Below are 17,465 nucleotides of genomic sequence, written 5' to 3' on the forward strand. Positions count from 1 at the left end.
ATGATGAATCTCGCTGAATACCGCAAACGTCCCGCACTGCTGGCCGATTGGTTGCCCTGGGCCGGGCTGGTTGCGCCGGGCGTTGTGCTCAACAAGGATGGCTCGTTCCAGCGCACGGCGCGCTTTCGCGGGCCGGACCTGGACAGCGCCACGCAGGGCGAACTGATCGCCACGTCCGCGCAGCTGAACAATGCGCTGCGCCGGTTGGGGTCAGGCTGGGCCTTGTTCGTGGAGGCCGAACGGCGCGCCGCTGCCGACTACCCGTACTCGGATTTTCCGGAGCCGCTGTCCTGGCTGGTGGACGAAGAACGGCGGGCTTCGTTCGAGGAAGACCACAGCCACTTCGAGAGCGGCTACCACCTGACGCTGGCGTACCTGCCCGCTGAGGAATCTCGCGTCCGCGCGGCCAAGCTGCTGTACGAGAACACGCCACAGCGCGGCGTGGACTGGCGCGAGCGGCTGGAGTCGTTCATCTCTGAGACGGATCGTTTTTTCGACTTGCTCGATGGGGTCATGCCGGAGATCGTCTGGCTGGACGACAGCCAGACCTTGACCTACCTGCATGCGACGGTTTCGGCGCGGCGCTACCGGGTGGCGGTGCCGGAACATCCGTTCTACCTCGATGCCTTGCTGGCCGATTCCGCGCTGGTCGGAGGTTTGGCCCCGATGCTGGGTGACCAGCACCTACGGGTGGCGTCGGTGCGCGGTTTCCCCACCTCGACCTGGCCGGGTCTCCTGGACGACTTGAACCGCCTGGGCTTCGCCTACCGCTGGTCCACACGCTTTCTCTGCATGGACAAGGCCGACGCGGAAACGGAGTTGGGCCGACTGCGCCGCCAGTGGTTCGCCAAGCGCAAAAACGTGGTGGCCTTGCTGCGCGAAACCATCTTCCAGCAGGAAAGCCCGCTGGTCGATACCGATGCCTCGAACAAGGCCAACGATGCCGATGCCGCTTTGCAGGAACTGGGCAGCGATCAAGTCGCCTTCGGCTATGTTACTGCCACGGTGACGGTGCTCGATCCAGATTCTTCGGTGGCCGATGAAAAACTGCGTCGGATTGAACGTGTCATCCAAGGCCGCGGTTTCGTCACGATCCCGGAAACGCTCAATGCCGTGGAGGCGTGGCTGTCCTCGATTCCGGGTAATGCCTACGCCAACGTGCGACAGCCCATCATCTCGACGCTAAATCTGGCGCACCTGATGCCAGTGTCGGCCGTATGGGCCGGGCCGGAGCGCAATAACCATTTGGACGGGCCGCCGCTGATCGTGACGCGCACCGATGGCGCCACGCCGTTCCGGCTGGTGACGCACATCGGCGACGTGGGCCACACGCTGGTGGTCGGGCCGACTGGTATGGGCAAGTCGGTGCTGCTGGCTACCTTGGCGATGCAGTTCCGCCGCTATCCCGGTTCGCGCATCTTTGCCTTCGACATGGGTCGCTCGATGCGCGCCACCACCCTGGGACTGGGCGGCGAACATTACGACCTGGGCAAAGGATGGGAGGAAGGTGGCGAAATCGCCTTCCAGCCGCTGGCCCGCATCGACCAGGACGGCTACCGCACCTGGGCCGCCGAATGGCTGGAAGGCCGCTTACTGCATGAAGGCGCAGCCGTCGGCCCGGAAGAAAAGGCCATGGTCTGGTCGGCGCTGGGAAGTCTGGCGGGCGCACCGGTGGAGCAGCGCACCCTGACCGGGCTGTCGGTACTGCTGCAATCGAATGCCTTGCGCCAGGCCTTGCAGCCTTACGTGCTGGGCGGCGCGCACGGCAAGCTGCTGGATGCGGATTCGGATCGCTTGGGTTCTGGTTCCGTCCAGTGCTTCGAGATGGAAGAGCTGATGCATAGCAAGGCCGCCGTGCTGGCCGTGCTGGGCTATCTGTTCGCCCGCTTCGATGAGCGGTTCGACGGCGCGCCGACCTTGCTCATTCTGGACGAGGCCTGGCTGTTTCTGGATGACCCGGTGTTTGCCGCGCGCATCCGCCAGTGGCTCAAGACGCTGCGCAAAAAGAACGTCAGTGTGATCTTCGCTACGCAATCGCTGGCCGACATCCAGAACTCGTCCATCGCCCCGGCCATCGTGGAGAGCTGCGCCAGCCGCATCTTCCTGCCGAATCCGCAGGCGACCGAACCACAGATTCGCACGATCTACGAAGGCTTTGGTTTGAACCGTCGCCAGATCGACATCGTGGCCGAGGCGGTTCCCAAACGCGACTACTACTACCAGTCCCGGCTGGGCAATCGCTTGTTTGACCTGGACCTGGGGCCGGTCACGCTGGCCTTTGCCGGTGCTTCGACACCGCAGGACCAACGCGACATTGATGCGGTATCCCGCTCGGAGTCGTCTTCCGACTTCGCAGCCGCCTGGCTGCGCCATCGCGGCCTTGACTGGGCCGCCGACCTTGTTCCGTCCTTTCCATCCATTCCACAGGAGAACGCACCATGAAAAAGACCATCCTCGCCATTGCCGCCGCAGCGTTGGTGACCCTGATGCCCGTCGCACACGCGCAGTGGGTCGTGATCGATCCGTCCAACCTGGCCCAGAACATCATGACGGCCGCGCGCACGCTGGAGCAGATCAACAACCAGATCAGGCAGCTCCAGAATCAGGCGCAGTCGCTGATGAACCAGGCGAAGAACCTCACCGGTCTGGACTTCAGCGCGTTGAATGAACTGCGTGCGTCGCTGTCGGCGACCAACCAGCTTATCCAGCAGGCGCAAGGCCTGGCGTTCAACGTGTCGCAAATGGAGACCGAATTCCAGCGGCTCTACCCTGATGCGTATTCCGCCTCCATCTCGGGAACTCAGATGACGACCGACGCGCGTTCGCGCTGGCGCAACTCGCTTGAAGCGTTGCGCACCGCGACCAAGGTGCAGTCGCAAGCCGTACAGAACTTCGCCTCCGATGAGCAGACGCTGACGGACTTGGTGAACCGCAGCCAGTCGGCGGTCGGCGCTTTGCAGGCCACACAGGCGACCAACCAGTTGCTGGCCTTGCAGGCGCGGCAGTCGATCCAGGCGCAGCAACTGCAAATCACGCAGGACCGCGCCACCGCGCTGGAACAGGCGCGTGTCATCGCGGCGCAGGAACGTGCGCGCGAAGTGCGCCGCCGCTTCCTGGGTGAGGGCACGCCGTATACGCCGCAGACCATCGATTTCTACAGGAACTGAGGGGCATGCCATGAACGACATTTCCGTCATCGACCGATTCCTCAATGTTTTCTCGCGTTACATCGATTCTGGTTTCGGTCTGCTGGGCGGCGAAGTTGCGTTCCTGACCGCCACGCTGGTGGCAATCGACATGACACTGGCCGGTCTGTTCTGGGCGATGAGCCATGCCAGCGGTGGCGGCGACGACATCATCGGCAAGCTCATCAAGAAGGTGCTGTACGTGGGTGCCTTCGCCTACATCATCGGCAACTTCAACCTGCTGGCCGGCATCCTGTTCCGATCTTTCGCAGGCTTGGGATTGGTGGCGTCGGGTTCGACCATCACCCAGGCCGAGTTCCTGCAGCCGGGGCGGCTGGCCAAGGTCGGCATCGATGCCGGGGCGCCCATCCTGGAGCAGATCAGCGCGATGGCGGGCTTCCCCGAGGTATTCGTGAACCTCGATGCCATCACGGTGATGCTGCTGGCCTGGCTGGTGGTGGTCATGAGTTTCTTCGTGCTGGCGGTGCAGCTCTTCGTCACGCTGATCGAGTTCAAGCTGACCACGCTCGCCGGCTTCGTGCTGGTGCCGTTCGCACTGTGGAACAAGACCTCGTTTCTCGCTGAAAAGGTGTTGGGCAACGTGGTGTCGTCAGGCATCAAGGTGCTGGTGCTGGCGGTCATCGTAGGGATTGGCACGGGGTTGTTTGCCGAATTCCAGGTGACGCCGGATGAACCCTCCATCGACCACGCACTGACCATCATGTTGGCTGCACTGGCGATGCTGGGTCTTGGGATCTTCGGGCCAGGCATCGCGACTGGGCTGGTATCTGGGGCACCGCAGTTGGGTGCAGGTGCTGTTGCCGGAACCGCATTGGGTGTCGCGGGAGCAGCGGTTGCCGTGGGTGCTGCCGCCACCGGCGTGGGCGGTGCGGTGGCTGCCGGTGCGCGTATGGCGCCGGGTGCCGCAAAGATGGCCGCGAGCGGTGCCCGCTCGATGGCCTCGACCGCCAGCAGCGCGAAGTCCGCGTTCCAGGCCGGCTCTGCCGGTGCAGGTGGTGGACTCAAGGGTGCGGCAGCAGGATTGGGCAACGTCGCCAAGACGGGCGCGCAATCGGTGGGGCAGAAGGTCGCTGCCGGAGCCAAGTCGATGAAGGACCGGACTGCGGCGGCCATCAAGCCGGATGCCTCGGCATCCGGGACTGGCGCTGGTGCCGGAGCTGGCTCGGCCGCTCAAGGCGGCAACGATGCCGCACCCACAGATACCCAGCAACCCGCGTGGGCCAAGAGCCTGCATCGCCGCCAGCAGATCAGCCATGCCGCTTCGACCGTCGCCCACACGCTGCGCGGTGGAGACGGCGGCGGCTCGGGCAGTAGCCCCAGCCTGCGCGACCCCTCGGATTCCTAAGGAGAACATCTCATGCGATTCAAACGCTCATTGGTGCGGTATGCGGACACGCCGCAGCCTGCCACCCCGTACCAATCCGCCGAACAGGTCTGGGACGACCGTATCGGTTCATCTCGCGTGCAGGCAAAGAACTGGCGGTTGATGGCTTTCGGTTGCCTGGTGCTGGCCTTGCTGATGGCTGGCGGTTTGGTCTGGCGCTCGGCGCAGTCCATCGTCACACCCTTTGTGGTGGAGGTGGACAGCGGCGGGCAGGTGCGCGCTGTCGGTGAAGCGGCCACGCCCTACAAGCCGAACGATGCGCAGACGGCCCATCACTTGGGGCGCTTCGTCACGCTGGTGCGCTCGCTGTCCATTGACCCCATCGTCGTGCGGCAGAACTGGCTGGATGCCTATGACTACACCACCGACCGGGGTGCTGCGGTACTCAACGACTACGCACGCACCAACGATCCCTTTGCCCGCATTGGCAAAGAGTCGGTGACGGTGCAGATCACCAGCATCGTGCGCGCCAGCGAGGCATCGTTCAACGTGCGTTGGACCGAGCGCCGCTATGTCAACGGCGCAGCTGCTGGACTGGAGCGCTGGACCGCTGTTGTGTCCATCGTCCTTCAAACGCCGCGCACCGAGGAACGGCTGCGCCGCAATCCGCTGGGCATCTACGTCAATGGGTTGTCGTGGAGCCGTGAACTCGATTCTTCCGAAGGAGCCAAACCATGAAACCGTCTTTGCGCATTTACGTATTTCTGTCTCTACTGGTCGCCACATCAATGACCCTCTCGGGCTGCGCCACGCCGGGCAAGCCGCCGCCGACCATCACGCTCGATGAGCCGGTTGCGGCGCAGCCGCTACCCGAGTTGCCCAAGCCCGTCGAAGTGGTCGCGGTTCCGCAGCCTTTGCCATTACCCGAGCAGTTGAAGCTGTTGCCGGATGAGCTGGAGGCCAAGACGGCACCTGAATCGGCCGACGAGAAGGTACGCGTTACGCGGGCCAATCAGGAGGCCCGCATTGCACCGACGCGAGAGGGCTACGTCAATGCGATCCAGGTCTGGCCGTTCACTGATGGCGCGCTGTACCAAGTCTATGCCAGTCCTGGCCGGGTGACGGTGGTTTCGCTCCAACCCGGCGAGGAACTGGTGACGGTTGCCGCTGGTGACACCGTGCGCTGGATCGTGGGCGACACGTCCAGCGGCGCGGGGGCCAGTCTGCGCGTGAGCGTTCTGGTCAAGCCCACGCGCAGCGGTCTCAAAACCAATCTGGTCGTGACCACCAACCGGCGCACCTACCTGATTGAGCTGACCTCGACCGAGAAGGCATGGATGGCATCCGTGTCCTGGGACTATCCGAAGGACCGCATGCTGGCCTTGCAGCGCCAGGCGCAGGCGGCACAGATTGCCGCACCGGTCGATGCGGGCCTGTCGTTGGAGAAAATCCGTTTCCGCTACGCCATCACGGGCAGCAATCCACCCTGGAAGCCGCTGCGCGCCTTTGACGATGGCGAGAAGGTCTATATCCAGTTCCCTGGCGGCATTGCGCAGGGCGAGCTACCACCGCTGTTCGTCATCGGCGCGCAGGGGGACGGCCAACTCGTGAACTACCGTTTCCGTTCGCCGTACTACATCGTAGACCGGCTGTTCGGCGCGGCCGAACTGCGCCTGGGCGCTGACAAAGGTGACGTGGTGCGGATCGAGCGCACGGATGGGACTGTGAGCGGGACGCGGAGGAACTGACCATGAGCCAAGCGAACAATGCCCCTGATACCCCAGATTCCGCAGTGCCAGACGTGCCGCCCAAAGTGGCCCCGGAAAACGTGACGCTGCGCTCCCAGCCGCGTCCAGTTACGCGCCTGAACCGACGCATGCTGGCCGTCCTCGCTGGAGGGCTGGCGACCGCCGTACTCGGTGGCACTATCTGGTCGTTGCAATCAACGCAGCGCCGTGGCGCTGGCGACCAGAAGGAGTTGTACAACGTTGATCGCGTGTCGCGCTCGGAAGGGCTTGATCGACTGCCAGCGGACTATTCCAAGCTGCCGCCGACCCTGCCAGCCCCAGTGCCACAACTCGGTGCGCCGCTGCCAGGCGACTTGGGTGGCCCGATCCACAAGGCCGAGCAACAGGCGCAGGGTTATGGCTATCAGCAGCCCGGCCATGATCCGGCCGAGGTTGAGCGCCTGGCGCGTTTGAAGCAGGCCGAGGAAGCGGCGGCGTCTTCAGTGTTCTTCCGTTCGGGTGGTCAAAAGGTGGCCGCAGCCGCGCAGCCGCAGGCCTTGCCTGTGGCCACCGCGTTGGCCGCGAATGCCGCCTTTGATCCGATGGCCGCTGGCCCGGCATCGACTGCCGCGCAGTCGGCTGACCCCACTGCGGTGCAGAACCGGCAAGACCAGAAGGAGGCGTTTCTGTCCAAAGCCGGTTCTACGGAAACCCGTAATTCCGGCTCCCTGCAAATGTCCGCATCGCCGTATCAAGTCATGGCGGGCACGGTGATCGCCGCCGCGCTGGTCACGGGCATCAAGTCCGACCTGCCGGGCGATGTGATCGCCACGGTGACGGAGCCGGTCTACGACACGGCCACCGGCAAGTACGTGCTGATCCCGCAGGGCTCGCGCCTGCTGGGCAAGTACAACAGCCAGGTGAGTTATGGACAGAGCCGCGTGCAGGTGGTGTGGAATCGGGTCATCCTGCCGGATACGTCCTCGTTCCAGCTCGACAAGCTGATCGGTACCGATCCGGCGGGCTATGCGGGTCTGGAAGATGGTGTGGACTGGCATTGGGATCGCGTCTTTGCCGGTGCTGCGCTGACGACCTTATTGGGCATCGGTGCCGAGCTGGCCGCACCGGAGAATCGCAATGGCGGCGATCGCGTAATCATCGCCGGACGCGACAGCCTGAAGGACTCTGTAAACCAAGCGGGCCAAGAGATGACCCGGCGAAATATGAACATGCAGCCGACGCTAACCGAGCGACCCGGCTTGCCGGTGCGCGTCATCGTCAACCGGGATCTGGTGCTGCGACCGTACCAACCACTTTTCTTTGTGCGTGGGGGATTGCGATGAGCACGCCTACAAAGAAACTGAGACTCGGGCCGCTGCCATCCATTACCAGCACCAAGCTGACCTTCACATGCCCGGCCAGCTTGAAGGCCGACCTCGACCACTATGCGGCGCTGCACGCCCAGGCCTACGGCGAAACCGTGGATGCGGTGACGTTGATTCCGCACATGCTGGAAGCGTTCATGGCTGGAGATCGGGGATTCAAGAAAAGGAACACATCAAAGCCGACGTTGCAGAAGTCACCCCAGCGAGAGGCAACGCCTCCGTAGGCAAAGTCACAGCCAAGCACCCTTGAACGCGCAGTCTCCGAACTGCGCGTTCGCATTTTGGGGATCAGCCTTATATATTGCTCACATATGATTACGGAGGACGCGACCGACGCCTGCATCCATGTTGCCCGCTCTGGCACGCCAAGACCTGCAACCGCAAGGCTCCTATGTGGCCCCCAGCCTGCAAACCTACAGCGGGCTGAAGTCCTCAGGAAATACCCTAAACTATTGCTTTATATAGGGTTTTCGCGTTATGCCCGGCATCAAAAAAGGCTTGACAGCGGACATTTTTTATCGCTATGAAATCTTTCAAGCATAAAACCAAAAAAACTGAATTCAAGATTTTTTTGAAGCTCGCAGCACTTTTCAACATTATGGTGCTGTGGATTTATTTAAGCCTAGCTTGAAATGCAAAACATGCATTTTGTACTGGATGCGCAACCGTTTGTATTACCAGGTGATTAACAGACTGGCAATGTGATATGTAGCGGGAGTGCCAAGCTGGAGCTAATGACACCTCAGGCAAAAAGCAACAAGAAGCCTTTAAATGCTAAGACGTTTTGGGGTTTGGTCCGTATTTATTTTCTCCTGGCTGGCTATCCATGCATAGCATGAACCAGCCCAAGAATGGAACAATTAACCGCCATCCGCTACGGCCAATATCATGCATTCGCCGAACTCCAATTGCCACGCTAGGAATAAGAATAGCCAACGAAAAACCAATGTTTGCAATTCCTGCGAGATCTACACCCAAATGCAGAACCGATTGAATTATGGCAAGGATTAATCCCATGAAAAATGAAATAAGTATGACAAAAAGCAAGAACATCCAGTAGGCCTTACGCCTCGCTCTCCCCTGAAATACTGCATATTTGATCATTGCATCTAAAAACCAGATCATGATCTACCCTTTTTAAAATTAAAATATTCTTAACTGAAAGACTAAATCGGCAGTGGTCCAATTACTGAAAGCAACGCTTTTTCCGAAGCTGTCAAAACCACTTTTATTTCTTCAGGCGAAAGGCCATTTTGTGACAACGCTACGTGTGCAATAGCAGGAGGCATTCCATAAGCCAGTTCAATTCCAAAAGCGTCGGCAAAGGTATGCAGTGGACTTTTCCAAGATGAAATCAGCACATCCATCGCATCGTTGACTGCGTCCGTAACGCACAGGTAAACCTGCACCGCATCAATCGTATCGATGAGACGCTGGGATTTAAGGCCTAGCCATATGGCCATCGCTTTGCTCATGACAATGCGGCCAATCTTGAACAGATGCACCCACAACAAGGCATGCGTGGCATCAAGGTTCATCGGTAGCTTGACGATAAAGGAAGTCTGGCCATCGGCAGGCATAAAACCATCCCATAGCATGCAGCGCAAACCAGTCACATGAATAAATTTATGCATATTTATTATTTATTATTTATTAATTTCAAGAATCGCTTTTTGTTGACCTAAATTCGAATTAATGCGTGCATTCTCAAAATCGAAAAAATCATAATCAAACTCCTGTTGCTGCGCATTTCTGCCAACAAGCGAGCAAGAATCATCTTCATCCAAATCAACTTCAAATACTGGCTCTACAAATGGTTTTTGCGACCTGCAAATCATGGTAACTGAAAGGACCAAAAAAACTATACCTATGATCAAACTGTGGATGGGAAATTTCAAAAACATTGCCCCTACAACCAGGACATAAGACACATAAAATAATCCCATAGGATATTTTTTGATACTTTTATCCACTGGCTGCGGTTCTTTTTCCGAAGTCACTTTTTGGTCATGAATCCCAATCGGAAAATTGGTTTTTTGTCGCGTAATCGGGGGCGATAGACTTGAGCATTGGTCGTCAAGTTGTCGAGAAAGTACATGCATGGTGGTTTAGTGGTTTTGCGTTAAACGCTTGAGTTCAATCTAATTCCCAAAGAGATACTTCAGATTACTCATCAAAAACCTGCAGGCAAATTCAAATGAACATTGAAAATATGCGTCAATCAAATTAAGTGATACCCGCAAGCCTCGAGCGCCTGATGGACAGTGCTGGCGCTGGGTCAGCAGACTTCGACAGGGCGGTGCGTGTGATTACAACGTCCAAGGACAGTCAGCCCAAAGACACTTTGTACGGACTCAGCTGACCAGGCTCGGCCAGTTATAGGCCGGATTGCGGCAAAAAAAGTTTTTCTTAGCGTTTATTCTGCTGCGACAACTAAGCCCCAACCTTGCAGCTTTTCCATAATGGCATGCTGCAAAGGCGAAAAAAGTGAAGCATCGACGTTGCGACCGTTTTTCGTATTTTGCGTAAGCACAACATGGCCCCCTACGCCATCTTTGATCACGTAGTGGGTATCACCAAAGCGCCCACTTGAATACGTGACCCTGAACTTGCTGCTAAGGGCTCGTGCGATCCAGCCATGGGTAATTTCAGCGGCAATGGGCCGCATTCGATAGTTTGTTTCCATGATTCTTTTTTTACAGCAAAGCGCTGTTCAAACCAAGATATCACTCACTCTGGATCATGCAAACATGCTTGATGCGCTCAGGGACAGGGAACCTGCACGTCCTCCACTACGTCGTTTTTCTGGGCAAATAGAGTGCCTTTCCCATCGATCGTTACGTGCGTATAGCCATTGTCGAAAACAGTGCGAAAAATGCATGTGCCATCGGGCCTTGTGTACAACCCTTCGCCCTGGCGGGGGTTGAAGGCCTTACGAAAGTGACTTTCATGCGGCTGTGGACCGCTTTCTTGTTCACTAACAAGGATCACCGAATTTTCCTCATCACCGGCCTGTGCGGTAAGGCTGGAGAGCAGTAGGGCGGCGAAAATGAACTGATATTTCATGAGCAGCGTGAAAAGTTGGAATCACGCAAGACTAAACCTGTCGTGCACCCTCGCTTATTGAAATGTCGCTGCTGAATGGCGTCATTTTGACTTGACTCGCTAGCGCGAAGCAAGCCCGGTACGCTTACGATTTTCTACACAATTTAGATTGCGGGCATCGTCTTTAAAGCTTATGTTTTAAGATGAATAAAAGTGGTTATTATTTAACTTAACAGAGGTAATCCTTATGTGCAACGAGTCGCTCGGCATCTTCACAACAGCCGTTGTTTTTGGAATTTCTACGGTTGGTTATCTAGGCATTGTCATTCATAAAATACTCATCAATCGCCATAAGCGACAGCAGTTAGCTGCTTGCCCTATGCCTATCTAAATTCGCCAACTGCTTTTATCTCCCATTTAGACGCTGCCAAATACATTTCCGTACCTAAAGGCATTCTGGTTCGACATTCAACCCCCACTTATGCGGGGAATACTGGTGCTCATCGTCAATGCGACGTAATTCCTTCAACCCCGCCACGCGGGGAATACCAAAGTTGGCTGCTAATTTTTGAAATCTTCCTTCTTCAACCCCCGCCATGCGGGGATTGAAGCTAGGTGGACATGGTCTGCGGGTTTCAAGAGCGGTATTCCCCGCTCAAGCCGGGGGCGGTGCGGCCTAATTAGGTCGGCAACGGCATCAAATAAGAACGAAAATTGAGTCACTTTTGACTGTGAAAAACTTGTTAAAACCGTGTAACCTATTGGTGTTGGCCAAGATCGCATCAGCCGTCTTGGTTCGACCTAGTTTCAATAGCCGCTGACTTTTCAGCATGAATTTCATCACCAACCCGCAGGGATAACATCCTTGTGGGTGTTTCCTTGCTTTTTCAAGGAAACGTAATGGCACATCCAAAAACAGCTCAATCAGTGAGCAAAAAACCTGTCCGGGTTATCAGTCCACGGGTGACTATTTTCAGGCCAGGATTTACAGAGGTTGACGAATGGCGTTCAGCACTTCCCAACGAAGCACTGCATGTCTTCTCAAACTTTACAGGCAGCCTTGATGCTCCTGAAGTCATGCCCGCCGGTGGCATGAGGAAATCCGCCTACGGCGGTAAAACGCTTTTTGCTTTCCGTTCGCTGTAAAGCTAAATACATGGAACTCCATAGCAACGAGTTGAGGGATTACATCCTACGTGCTCCAAAGCGCTGGACCTTCAATGGCTGCGAAATGGTGAATAACTCTGAAGCCTGCTACAGGTGGCTGGAGCAGCTATGCAGGGGTACTCTCGATCAACGTATCAACCGCAGGGCAGGATTGGTTGAGAAGTGGTTTCCTTACTGGCGCACGCCCACCATGAAGTCAATCAAGCGGCATCATGACCGTGAGCATATTAAGAAATACGGTTACTTCATCAATCGGTAATTTTCAAACCAGAACGCGGCCTCAAGGTCGCGCTCCCCTCAAAACTAACTTTTTCAAGCGAAGCCGCTTCTGAAAGTTTGCTTTAGTGCGGGCTGTGAATTTCAACTCCGCTGGATCTCCAGCATTCAAATTCACATTTCAAGGATCAAGATGCAAGAAACCAAAACAGTTTTGTCTGAATACACACAGATGTCGCCATTCATCAAAAGCGACACGAAGGTATGCTGGGATTGCCTTCGAGCAAAACCATTGAGGGAATTAAAACCCTACAACCCTGTGCCAGGCCTCTTGGTGTGGCAATGCGGATGCGGGCAAAGCGCATTACCGCCGTTCATGACCGTAGCCGGGGGCAAGGTCATCATCTGTGAGGACCTCACGGGTGATTCGCTTCCTGACGAGTGGACTGGAGTATGTGTCAGCGGAAACGATGCCAAGTCCTTTTGGTATATCGGGCACGACTTAGGTGAACGGAGCTTTAATAAGCTGCCACTGGAAATCGTGACGATCAAGGGAGCGGTAGCGTATGTCGAGAATAATGCTGCCTGCAAGAACACTCTGGCAATGACAGACGCGGCCATAGCAGTCTGGAAAGCGGTTGAATGCGCTCAGGCCGTTGTTTGTGAAAGTCTTCCGGAAAACTTACCGAAAGACTGGCTTGTCATGAATGCGCCCAGGCCTATCCTTGGCGACCAGATCGCTCAGGGTGCGTTCATGCATGGTGTTTACTACGCAGCGATTAACCCAAGCGTTGAGTTCGCACAGGACCTGGTTCGGCGTAATTTGATAAACGATGCCAGAGTTGTCTTTGTGGCCAGCAAGGTAACACAGGAAGCGATGGCGTTGGAAACCATTTCGCCGGAATACCAAAATGCGTACCGCAAAATGCCCGACCACAATCGCGCTAACGCTATCAGCTCGTTTGTGCTTAAGCTCAACCGTGGTAAGACTTATTGCGAAATTAAGGAACTTGCCCGGCGTGCTTACGTTGCAATGCAGGAAGAAGAACTACTCAAGGTGGTACCGACTGCCTGAGTCAATATATCCATCAAAACGAAAAAGCGGCCCAGGCCGCTTTTTCGTTCCTGATTGAAAACTGATTTTCCAAAGCGTCTGCGTTTCGGAAAGTTCGTTTAATCACGTTCACTTGAAGTTTTCTAGCGCTGGTTTTCCAGCATCAACTTCAACGAAAGAAAATGATGAGCAATCAAACACAATTCAATTCTCCAAAGTCTGGAGAAGTAAAAGTAATCACTGAAAAACAATACCACCGCCACTTAGGTGCTCTGCCTCCTTGCAAGTGGGAAAGGGTAGCTCCGAACTGTTCGGTATTTCACATGAGCGAACTGATTGACATGGATATAGCTCGTTGGATCATTAAGATTCATGACGATTACTACACCTTGTTCGCTAGTTACGAGCTCATGCCGGTACAAGCTTATGAACTTGTCAAGTCCAGCCTCCAGATTCCAACGGAGGCAATATGAACATTCAAAACATCAAGCGCAATTCAATGGGAACGTTGGACTTCGATGGAAAATTCGATGGAATGCGCAAACCCCAAGATTTCATTACTTATCCCATCGGTGCCAATGACGACAAAACTCGGGTAAAGATCCAATCCGATACCCGAATTGGATTCATTAATCTTACTAATGGTCATGTGCTTATGTCGCCATCTATCAAGGGAGGCGCGTACAACCATCACCTGAGTCAGATAAACGATGTTGGCAAGCTCAACCAGGAAGAACTTTTCAGCCTGAAAGCTCAACTCCTGGATTCAGCCAGCGCCAAAGCAGGAACCAACGGCATCGTGACCACCGACAACAGTGGTGCTGCTGAAGTCTTTGCCAAACAGCCATAAAGTAACTCAACCCTCGTAGGGCAGACACCAAGGGGTGCTGCCTAACGACTTCAAAATACATGAAAGCTCAACATGAAAACGATGACTGAAGCTGAATGGGATGCTACGCATGATGATTTCAAGAAATTATGGACTGCAGAGCGAACTGACTGGACCGACTGGGAAAGAGTCAGAAACCGCTACATGGGCAAAAGGACCGTCATGTCGGACGGCGTTCTGCTGGTAGAAGGAATGGGCTTGGTAATTACACCCAACCCGCCCAAGTCAAAAGACGACAAGGTTTACCTGCGTGACATTGGACGTGCGCTTGAGAAAAATATCTATGCGCAGACTGACACCTCCCTCCATTGGTTGGCAGTCATCGGCGAAGACAGCATTCAGCCAGTACCGACAAAAGAGTGGTATTACAACGATGCCCTCATTCAAGTGGGCGTTGTCAATGGTAATAGCGAAGGGAGTTTGATCTACGTTCAGGCTCAGAAAAACAGGTACCAGCCTGAACTGCTGGTACCTTTGTTCAGGATCAAATTACTTTGCTCTCCGATGGCGGCATTTGCTGAAGCGAAAATTGTCTATGAATTCTTTGAATCCCAAGAATTCATGGATATGGTCAGCCACACATAAAAATTGTGCTGTTAAAGGGCAGGGCGCGAGGTAACACCTCGCGCCCTGGCTTTTCCACTCAGCCATGAAAAGCTGATTTACCAAAGCATATTCTGCTTTGTTAAATTTGCCCGGCCAGGCAATCAAGGGTTATCCAGCCTGCAATTGCAGCACGATAAATAACCCACGGGGAGCAATTCTCCGGATAGCTTCTTGTGATTTCAAAACCACTGGAAGTTACAATGCAACAAAAAATATTCACTACGTTCAGCCTCTTCCAAGATGAGGAGGCCGATGATTTGAAATCAGAGTTGATTCGGATCAATGAGTTAATTGCGCGGGGCGCTATTTTCGTTGTCAATCATTCAGGGGGAAAGGATTCTCAGGCGATGTTTCACTTCATTACTGATCTGGTTCCGAGAAGCCAGATTTTTGTAGTGCATGCCGAACTCCCAGAAGTTGAATGGGAAGGGGTTTTGGAACACATCCAATCAACAGTGCTGGGAATGACGGTACACACCTGCCGTTCTCGTCGAATGTTACTGGAAATGATCCGTGAAAGGGGAATGTTTCCATCACCCTCCATTCGTCAATGCACGAGTGATCTAAAAAGGGGACCAATTGAAAGAACGATACGAAGAACCGGTCATAAGTTGATCGTCAATTGCATAGGACTGAGATCGGATGAGTCAAGTAACCGTGCCAAGCTCGCTACGTTCAAGTATTCTGAAAAGAACAGCAAGAATGACCGGGAATGGTATGACTGGCTGCCCATCCATCACTGGACCGTTGAAGCCGTTTTTGCAAAAATCAAAGCTACCGGACAAGTACCTCATTGGGCATATTCCGTAGGGATGTCTAGGCTTTCCTGTGTTTTTTGCATCATGGCATCAACAAAGGATCTGACCATTGCTGCGCAACACAATCCGAAACTCTACAGCACCTATGTAGGGCTAGAGCACACAACAGGACAAGTCATGATGATGCCCTCAAAAAGCAAAGGCAGACAAACCCTGGAGCAGATAACTGGCGTTATCGCTGAACCGGAAGCCGAGCTCGTACCGGCCTAATCAAGTATTGAAAACGAAACTTTAAAACCTGAACGGCCAAGTGCAACCTCTCAGGTTGCACTTGGCTGACTAGCCAATGCTTTCCCATGAGGCTGTTGGGCTTCATAGGAAAGCTACGTGCTTGCGTCTTTTTAACTACCTCCACTGAGGAATGAATCGACGCTATGAAAACGAAAATTCAAGTAGGCTTTCACGGATGGAGAGCCAGCACGCAAGTGTCACTAGGCAGCGGCCGTGTACTGAACATCTCAACGGGTAAATGCACAGCAGGAAGCGTCAGAACTACTGCACTTGTCAGCCATATGGAAGGCATGTTTGATGTTTCATCTTCAAATGACTTTCTGATGATTCTTTCGCAAACCCGATACTCACTGTGCTCGAAGAAAGCAGTTCGCACACAACACGAAACGGCGCTAAAAAATCTCAAGAGCGTTAAGGCCCAGGCACTCGCTCATTACACGATGAGTTAAATCTGGAATGGCCATGATCAACATGGCCGCTTTTTAATACCCAGCCTACGGGCCAAACCTCCCTCGAGAGGCTTTCTATTGGCTTGACACATCAGACCAACAGAAAGCCTTTGGCTTAATCCTTTTTAACCACTCTTTATTGAGTATGAAAGGTAATTTTTATGAGCAGTGAATATATTTATGACCGCGCTGCGGTCCGCTTGAAGGGTGTTCGCTTTGAGTACATAGCACTTTATATTCTGAGCCACTCCAACAACGTTGACCCATATATTCCCAACTGGAATCTCTACGGCTTTTCAAAATTGGAAGATGCTCTTGATATTCCACTGAAGTATTGCTACTACTGTGATGATGGGATTACGCGCGGCAAGAAAGGTCAAATGATCAGTGGTGAATTTGACATTAATAAATGGCGCGTGGCAATCGAAAGAGCGCCGATCATCAAGGATGAGTTCAGGCTGCAATTGAAATTTTGTGATGAAAAACATAGTGAATCGCATCCTCTGCTTAAACTTGAAAAAATTAAAGCATTTGCGGTTCAGTTAGATTTGCATTTGGAGATCGAAAGCATTCTAGGGCACTCGGAAGCTGCATGGCTTGTGTTGGACCTGAACAATCCTGAACATGTTGATTTGGCCTGGGCTACAACTCGGGACATGAGCGATGCTGAATCCAATGATTCCTATAAAAGGCTGATGCTGCCTTTTAATTTTTTACAACGTCAAGTTGCAGAAAGGTTTTTTGGCCATCTTGGGTATTGTGACGAGAAGAGAGCGTCAGCCACAGTGCTACGGAAACAGTCCAACTTCGATCTCCCAGAAACAATCTACAAATTTGAATTCCCTGTGGATGATCAACCCGTTTACAAGGATGTCCGGTTTGTTGTGGTCAATTGGCTGGGCAGGATTTTGAGCTGCAGTCCAGATCGCTGGTTTTGCCTGAAATTGATCGAGCTGGAAAAGAAGCATCTGGGAACGGCTGAGTCTGCGTACATCAAATTTAAGAAACACATGAAAGCTCTCCAAGTCACTTCTCACGAAGGGATGACGATTGAAGTCATGGCATCCTTATCCGGCGCACAGCGTGCAGAAATGACGCAGTGGGACATGGACAAACGCGATCGACTGTTTGCCCGGTTGCATAAACCGGGCATGTCCGCCATCTTCACCGAAGTAGTTAAGGACCATATCCAGGCAATGGCATTGGCGCCATACATTGAGTGCAATCTTGCGATTTCAGAAATGAAAACCGCCAAAAAGCCTCAAGTCGAGCAAATGACTTTCGACATCTAAAGTTTTATTTTTTCAACCCAAAAAGCCACTTTTGAGAAGTGGCTTTTTTATTTAAA

At 54.1% G+C, this 17,465-nt stretch carries 20 protein-coding genes; 15 read left to right on the forward strand and 5 right to left on the reverse strand.

Annotated elements, in window-relative coordinates; translation table 11 throughout:
* Genes trbE through PNAP_RS20930 form a run of 7 tightly spaced genes read left to right on the forward strand, consistent with a single transcriptional unit; the run spans position 1 to position 7,866 of the window.
* Complete coding sequence (trbE, locus tag PNAP_RS20900; protein WP_011797854.1) at positions 1-2,442, forward strand: conjugal transfer protein TrbE; 2,442 nt, start codon at positions 1-3, stop codon at positions 2,440-2,442.
* The gene (gene trbJ, locus PNAP_RS20905; protein ID WP_011797855.1) at positions 2,439-3,167 is read left to right on the forward strand and encodes a P-type conjugative transfer protein TrbJ; all 729 of its coding nucleotides are present in this window, start codon (positions 2,439-2,441) and stop codon (positions 3,165-3,167) included. Before trbE ends, trbJ begins: the two co-directional genes overlap by 4 nt.
* A 10-nt stretch (positions 3,168-3,177) precedes the next feature.
* Positions 3,178-4,551, forward strand: a complete 1,374-nt coding sequence (trbL, locus tag PNAP_RS20910) for a P-type conjugative transfer protein TrbL (protein ID WP_011797856.1) — start codon at positions 3,178-3,180, stop codon at positions 4,549-4,551.
* A gap of 12 nt (positions 4,552-4,563) precedes the next feature.
* Complete coding sequence (trbF, locus tag PNAP_RS20915; protein ID WP_011797857.1) at positions 4,564-5,268, forward strand: conjugal transfer protein TrbF; 705 nt, start codon at positions 4,564-4,566, stop codon at positions 5,266-5,268.
* Positions 5,265-6,278 (forward strand): P-type conjugative transfer protein TrbG, encoded by a 1,014-nt coding sequence (gene trbG, locus PNAP_RS20920; RefSeq protein WP_011797858.1) that lies wholly within the window; start codon positions 5,265-5,267, stop codon positions 6,276-6,278. The genes trbF and trbG overlap by 4 nt, the downstream gene beginning before the upstream one ends.
* Before the next feature lie 2 nt (positions 6,279-6,280).
* Complete coding sequence (locus PNAP_RS20925; protein ID WP_011797859.1) at positions 6,281-7,600, forward strand: TrbI/VirB10 family protein; 1,320 nt, start codon at positions 6,281-6,283, stop codon at positions 7,598-7,600.
* Positions 7,597-7,866 carry a DUF2274 domain-containing protein gene (locus PNAP_RS20930; protein ID WP_011797860.1) on the forward strand — a complete coding sequence of 90 codons (270 nt, stop codon included), beginning with the start codon at positions 7,597-7,599 and terminating at the stop codon, positions 7,864-7,866. The genes PNAP_RS20925 and PNAP_RS20930 overlap by 4 nt, the downstream gene beginning before the upstream one ends.
* Before the next feature lie 550 nt (positions 7,867-8,416).
* Here PNAP_RS20930 and PNAP_RS26025 read toward each other — a convergent pair.
* The 5 genes from PNAP_RS26025 to PNAP_RS20940 form a co-directional block, all read right to left on the reverse strand.
* On the reverse strand, positions 8,417-8,767 hold the full coding sequence (locus PNAP_RS26025; protein WP_011797861.1) for a DUF805 domain-containing protein: 351 nt from the start codon (positions 8,765-8,767) through the stop codon (positions 8,417-8,419).
* A 41-nt stretch (positions 8,768-8,808) separates the two neighbouring features.
* A complete protein-coding gene (locus PNAP_RS20935; RefSeq protein ID WP_157040451.1) occupies positions 8,809-9,276 on the reverse strand; it encodes a hypothetical protein in 468 nt (155 codons plus the stop codon).
* 12 nt (positions 9,277-9,288) lie between these two features.
* Positions 9,289-9,744, reverse strand: a complete 456-nt coding sequence (locus PNAP_RS26030; RefSeq protein ID WP_011797863.1) for a hypothetical protein — start codon at positions 9,742-9,744, stop codon at positions 9,289-9,291.
* A gap of 314 nt (positions 9,745-10,058) precedes the next feature.
* Complete coding sequence (locus PNAP_RS26035) at positions 10,059-10,328, reverse strand: hypothetical protein (RefSeq protein ID WP_011797864.1); 270 nt, start codon at positions 10,326-10,328, stop codon at positions 10,059-10,061.
* Positions 10,329-10,405: 77 nt separating this feature from the next.
* Complete coding sequence (locus PNAP_RS20940) at positions 10,406-10,708, reverse strand: hypothetical protein (protein ID WP_041377525.1); 303 nt, start codon at positions 10,706-10,708, stop codon at positions 10,406-10,408.
* Positions 10,709-11,587: 879 nt separating this feature from the next.
* Here PNAP_RS20940 and PNAP_RS26040 point away from each other — a divergent pair.
* From PNAP_RS26040 to PNAP_RS20970, 8 genes are all read left to right on the forward strand, one after another.
* On the forward strand, positions 11,588-11,833 hold the full coding sequence (locus tag PNAP_RS26040) for a hypothetical protein (RefSeq protein ID WP_157040452.1): 246 nt from the start codon (positions 11,588-11,590) through the stop codon (positions 11,831-11,833).
* Positions 11,834-12,263: 430 nt separating this feature from the next.
* Positions 12,264-13,145, forward strand: a complete 882-nt coding sequence (locus tag PNAP_RS25190) for a hypothetical protein (protein WP_011797867.1) — start codon at positions 12,264-12,266, stop codon at positions 13,143-13,145.
* Positions 13,146-13,309: 164 nt separating this feature from the next.
* Positions 13,310-13,597 (forward strand): hypothetical protein, encoded by a 288-nt coding sequence (locus tag PNAP_RS27245; RefSeq protein ID WP_157040453.1) that lies wholly within the window; start codon positions 13,310-13,312, stop codon positions 13,595-13,597.
* Positions 13,594-13,974 carry a hypothetical protein gene (locus PNAP_RS20955; protein WP_011797868.1) on the forward strand — a complete coding sequence of 127 codons (381 nt, stop codon included), beginning with the start codon at positions 13,594-13,596 and terminating at the stop codon, positions 13,972-13,974. Before PNAP_RS27245 ends, PNAP_RS20955 begins: the two co-directional genes overlap by 4 nt.
* A 72-nt stretch (positions 13,975-14,046) precedes the next feature.
* Positions 14,047-14,598, forward strand: a complete 552-nt coding sequence (locus tag PNAP_RS25195) for a hypothetical protein (RefSeq protein ID WP_011797869.1) — start codon at positions 14,047-14,049, stop codon at positions 14,596-14,598.
* 221 nt (positions 14,599-14,819) lie between these two features.
* Positions 14,820-15,647: a phosphoadenosine phosphosulfate reductase family protein gene (locus tag PNAP_RS20965; RefSeq protein WP_157040454.1), complete on the forward strand. Its 828-nt coding sequence runs from the start codon at positions 14,820-14,822 to the stop codon at positions 15,645-15,647.
* 164 nt (positions 15,648-15,811) lie between these two features.
* Positions 15,812-16,117 (forward strand): hypothetical protein, encoded by a 306-nt coding sequence (locus PNAP_RS27250; RefSeq protein WP_157040455.1) that lies wholly within the window; start codon positions 15,812-15,814, stop codon positions 16,115-16,117.
* Between the two features lie 161 nt (positions 16,118-16,278).
* Entirely contained in the window at positions 16,279-17,409 is a 1,131-nt protein-coding gene (locus PNAP_RS20970) for a hypothetical protein (protein WP_011797871.1), read from the forward strand.
* Positions 17,410-17,465 lie beyond the last annotated feature (56 nt).

This window comes from Polaromonas naphthalenivorans CJ2, assembly GCF_000015505.1.
GTDB classification, from domain to species: domain Bacteria; phylum Pseudomonadota; class Gammaproteobacteria; order Burkholderiales; family Burkholderiaceae_C; genus Polaromonas; species Polaromonas naphthalenivorans.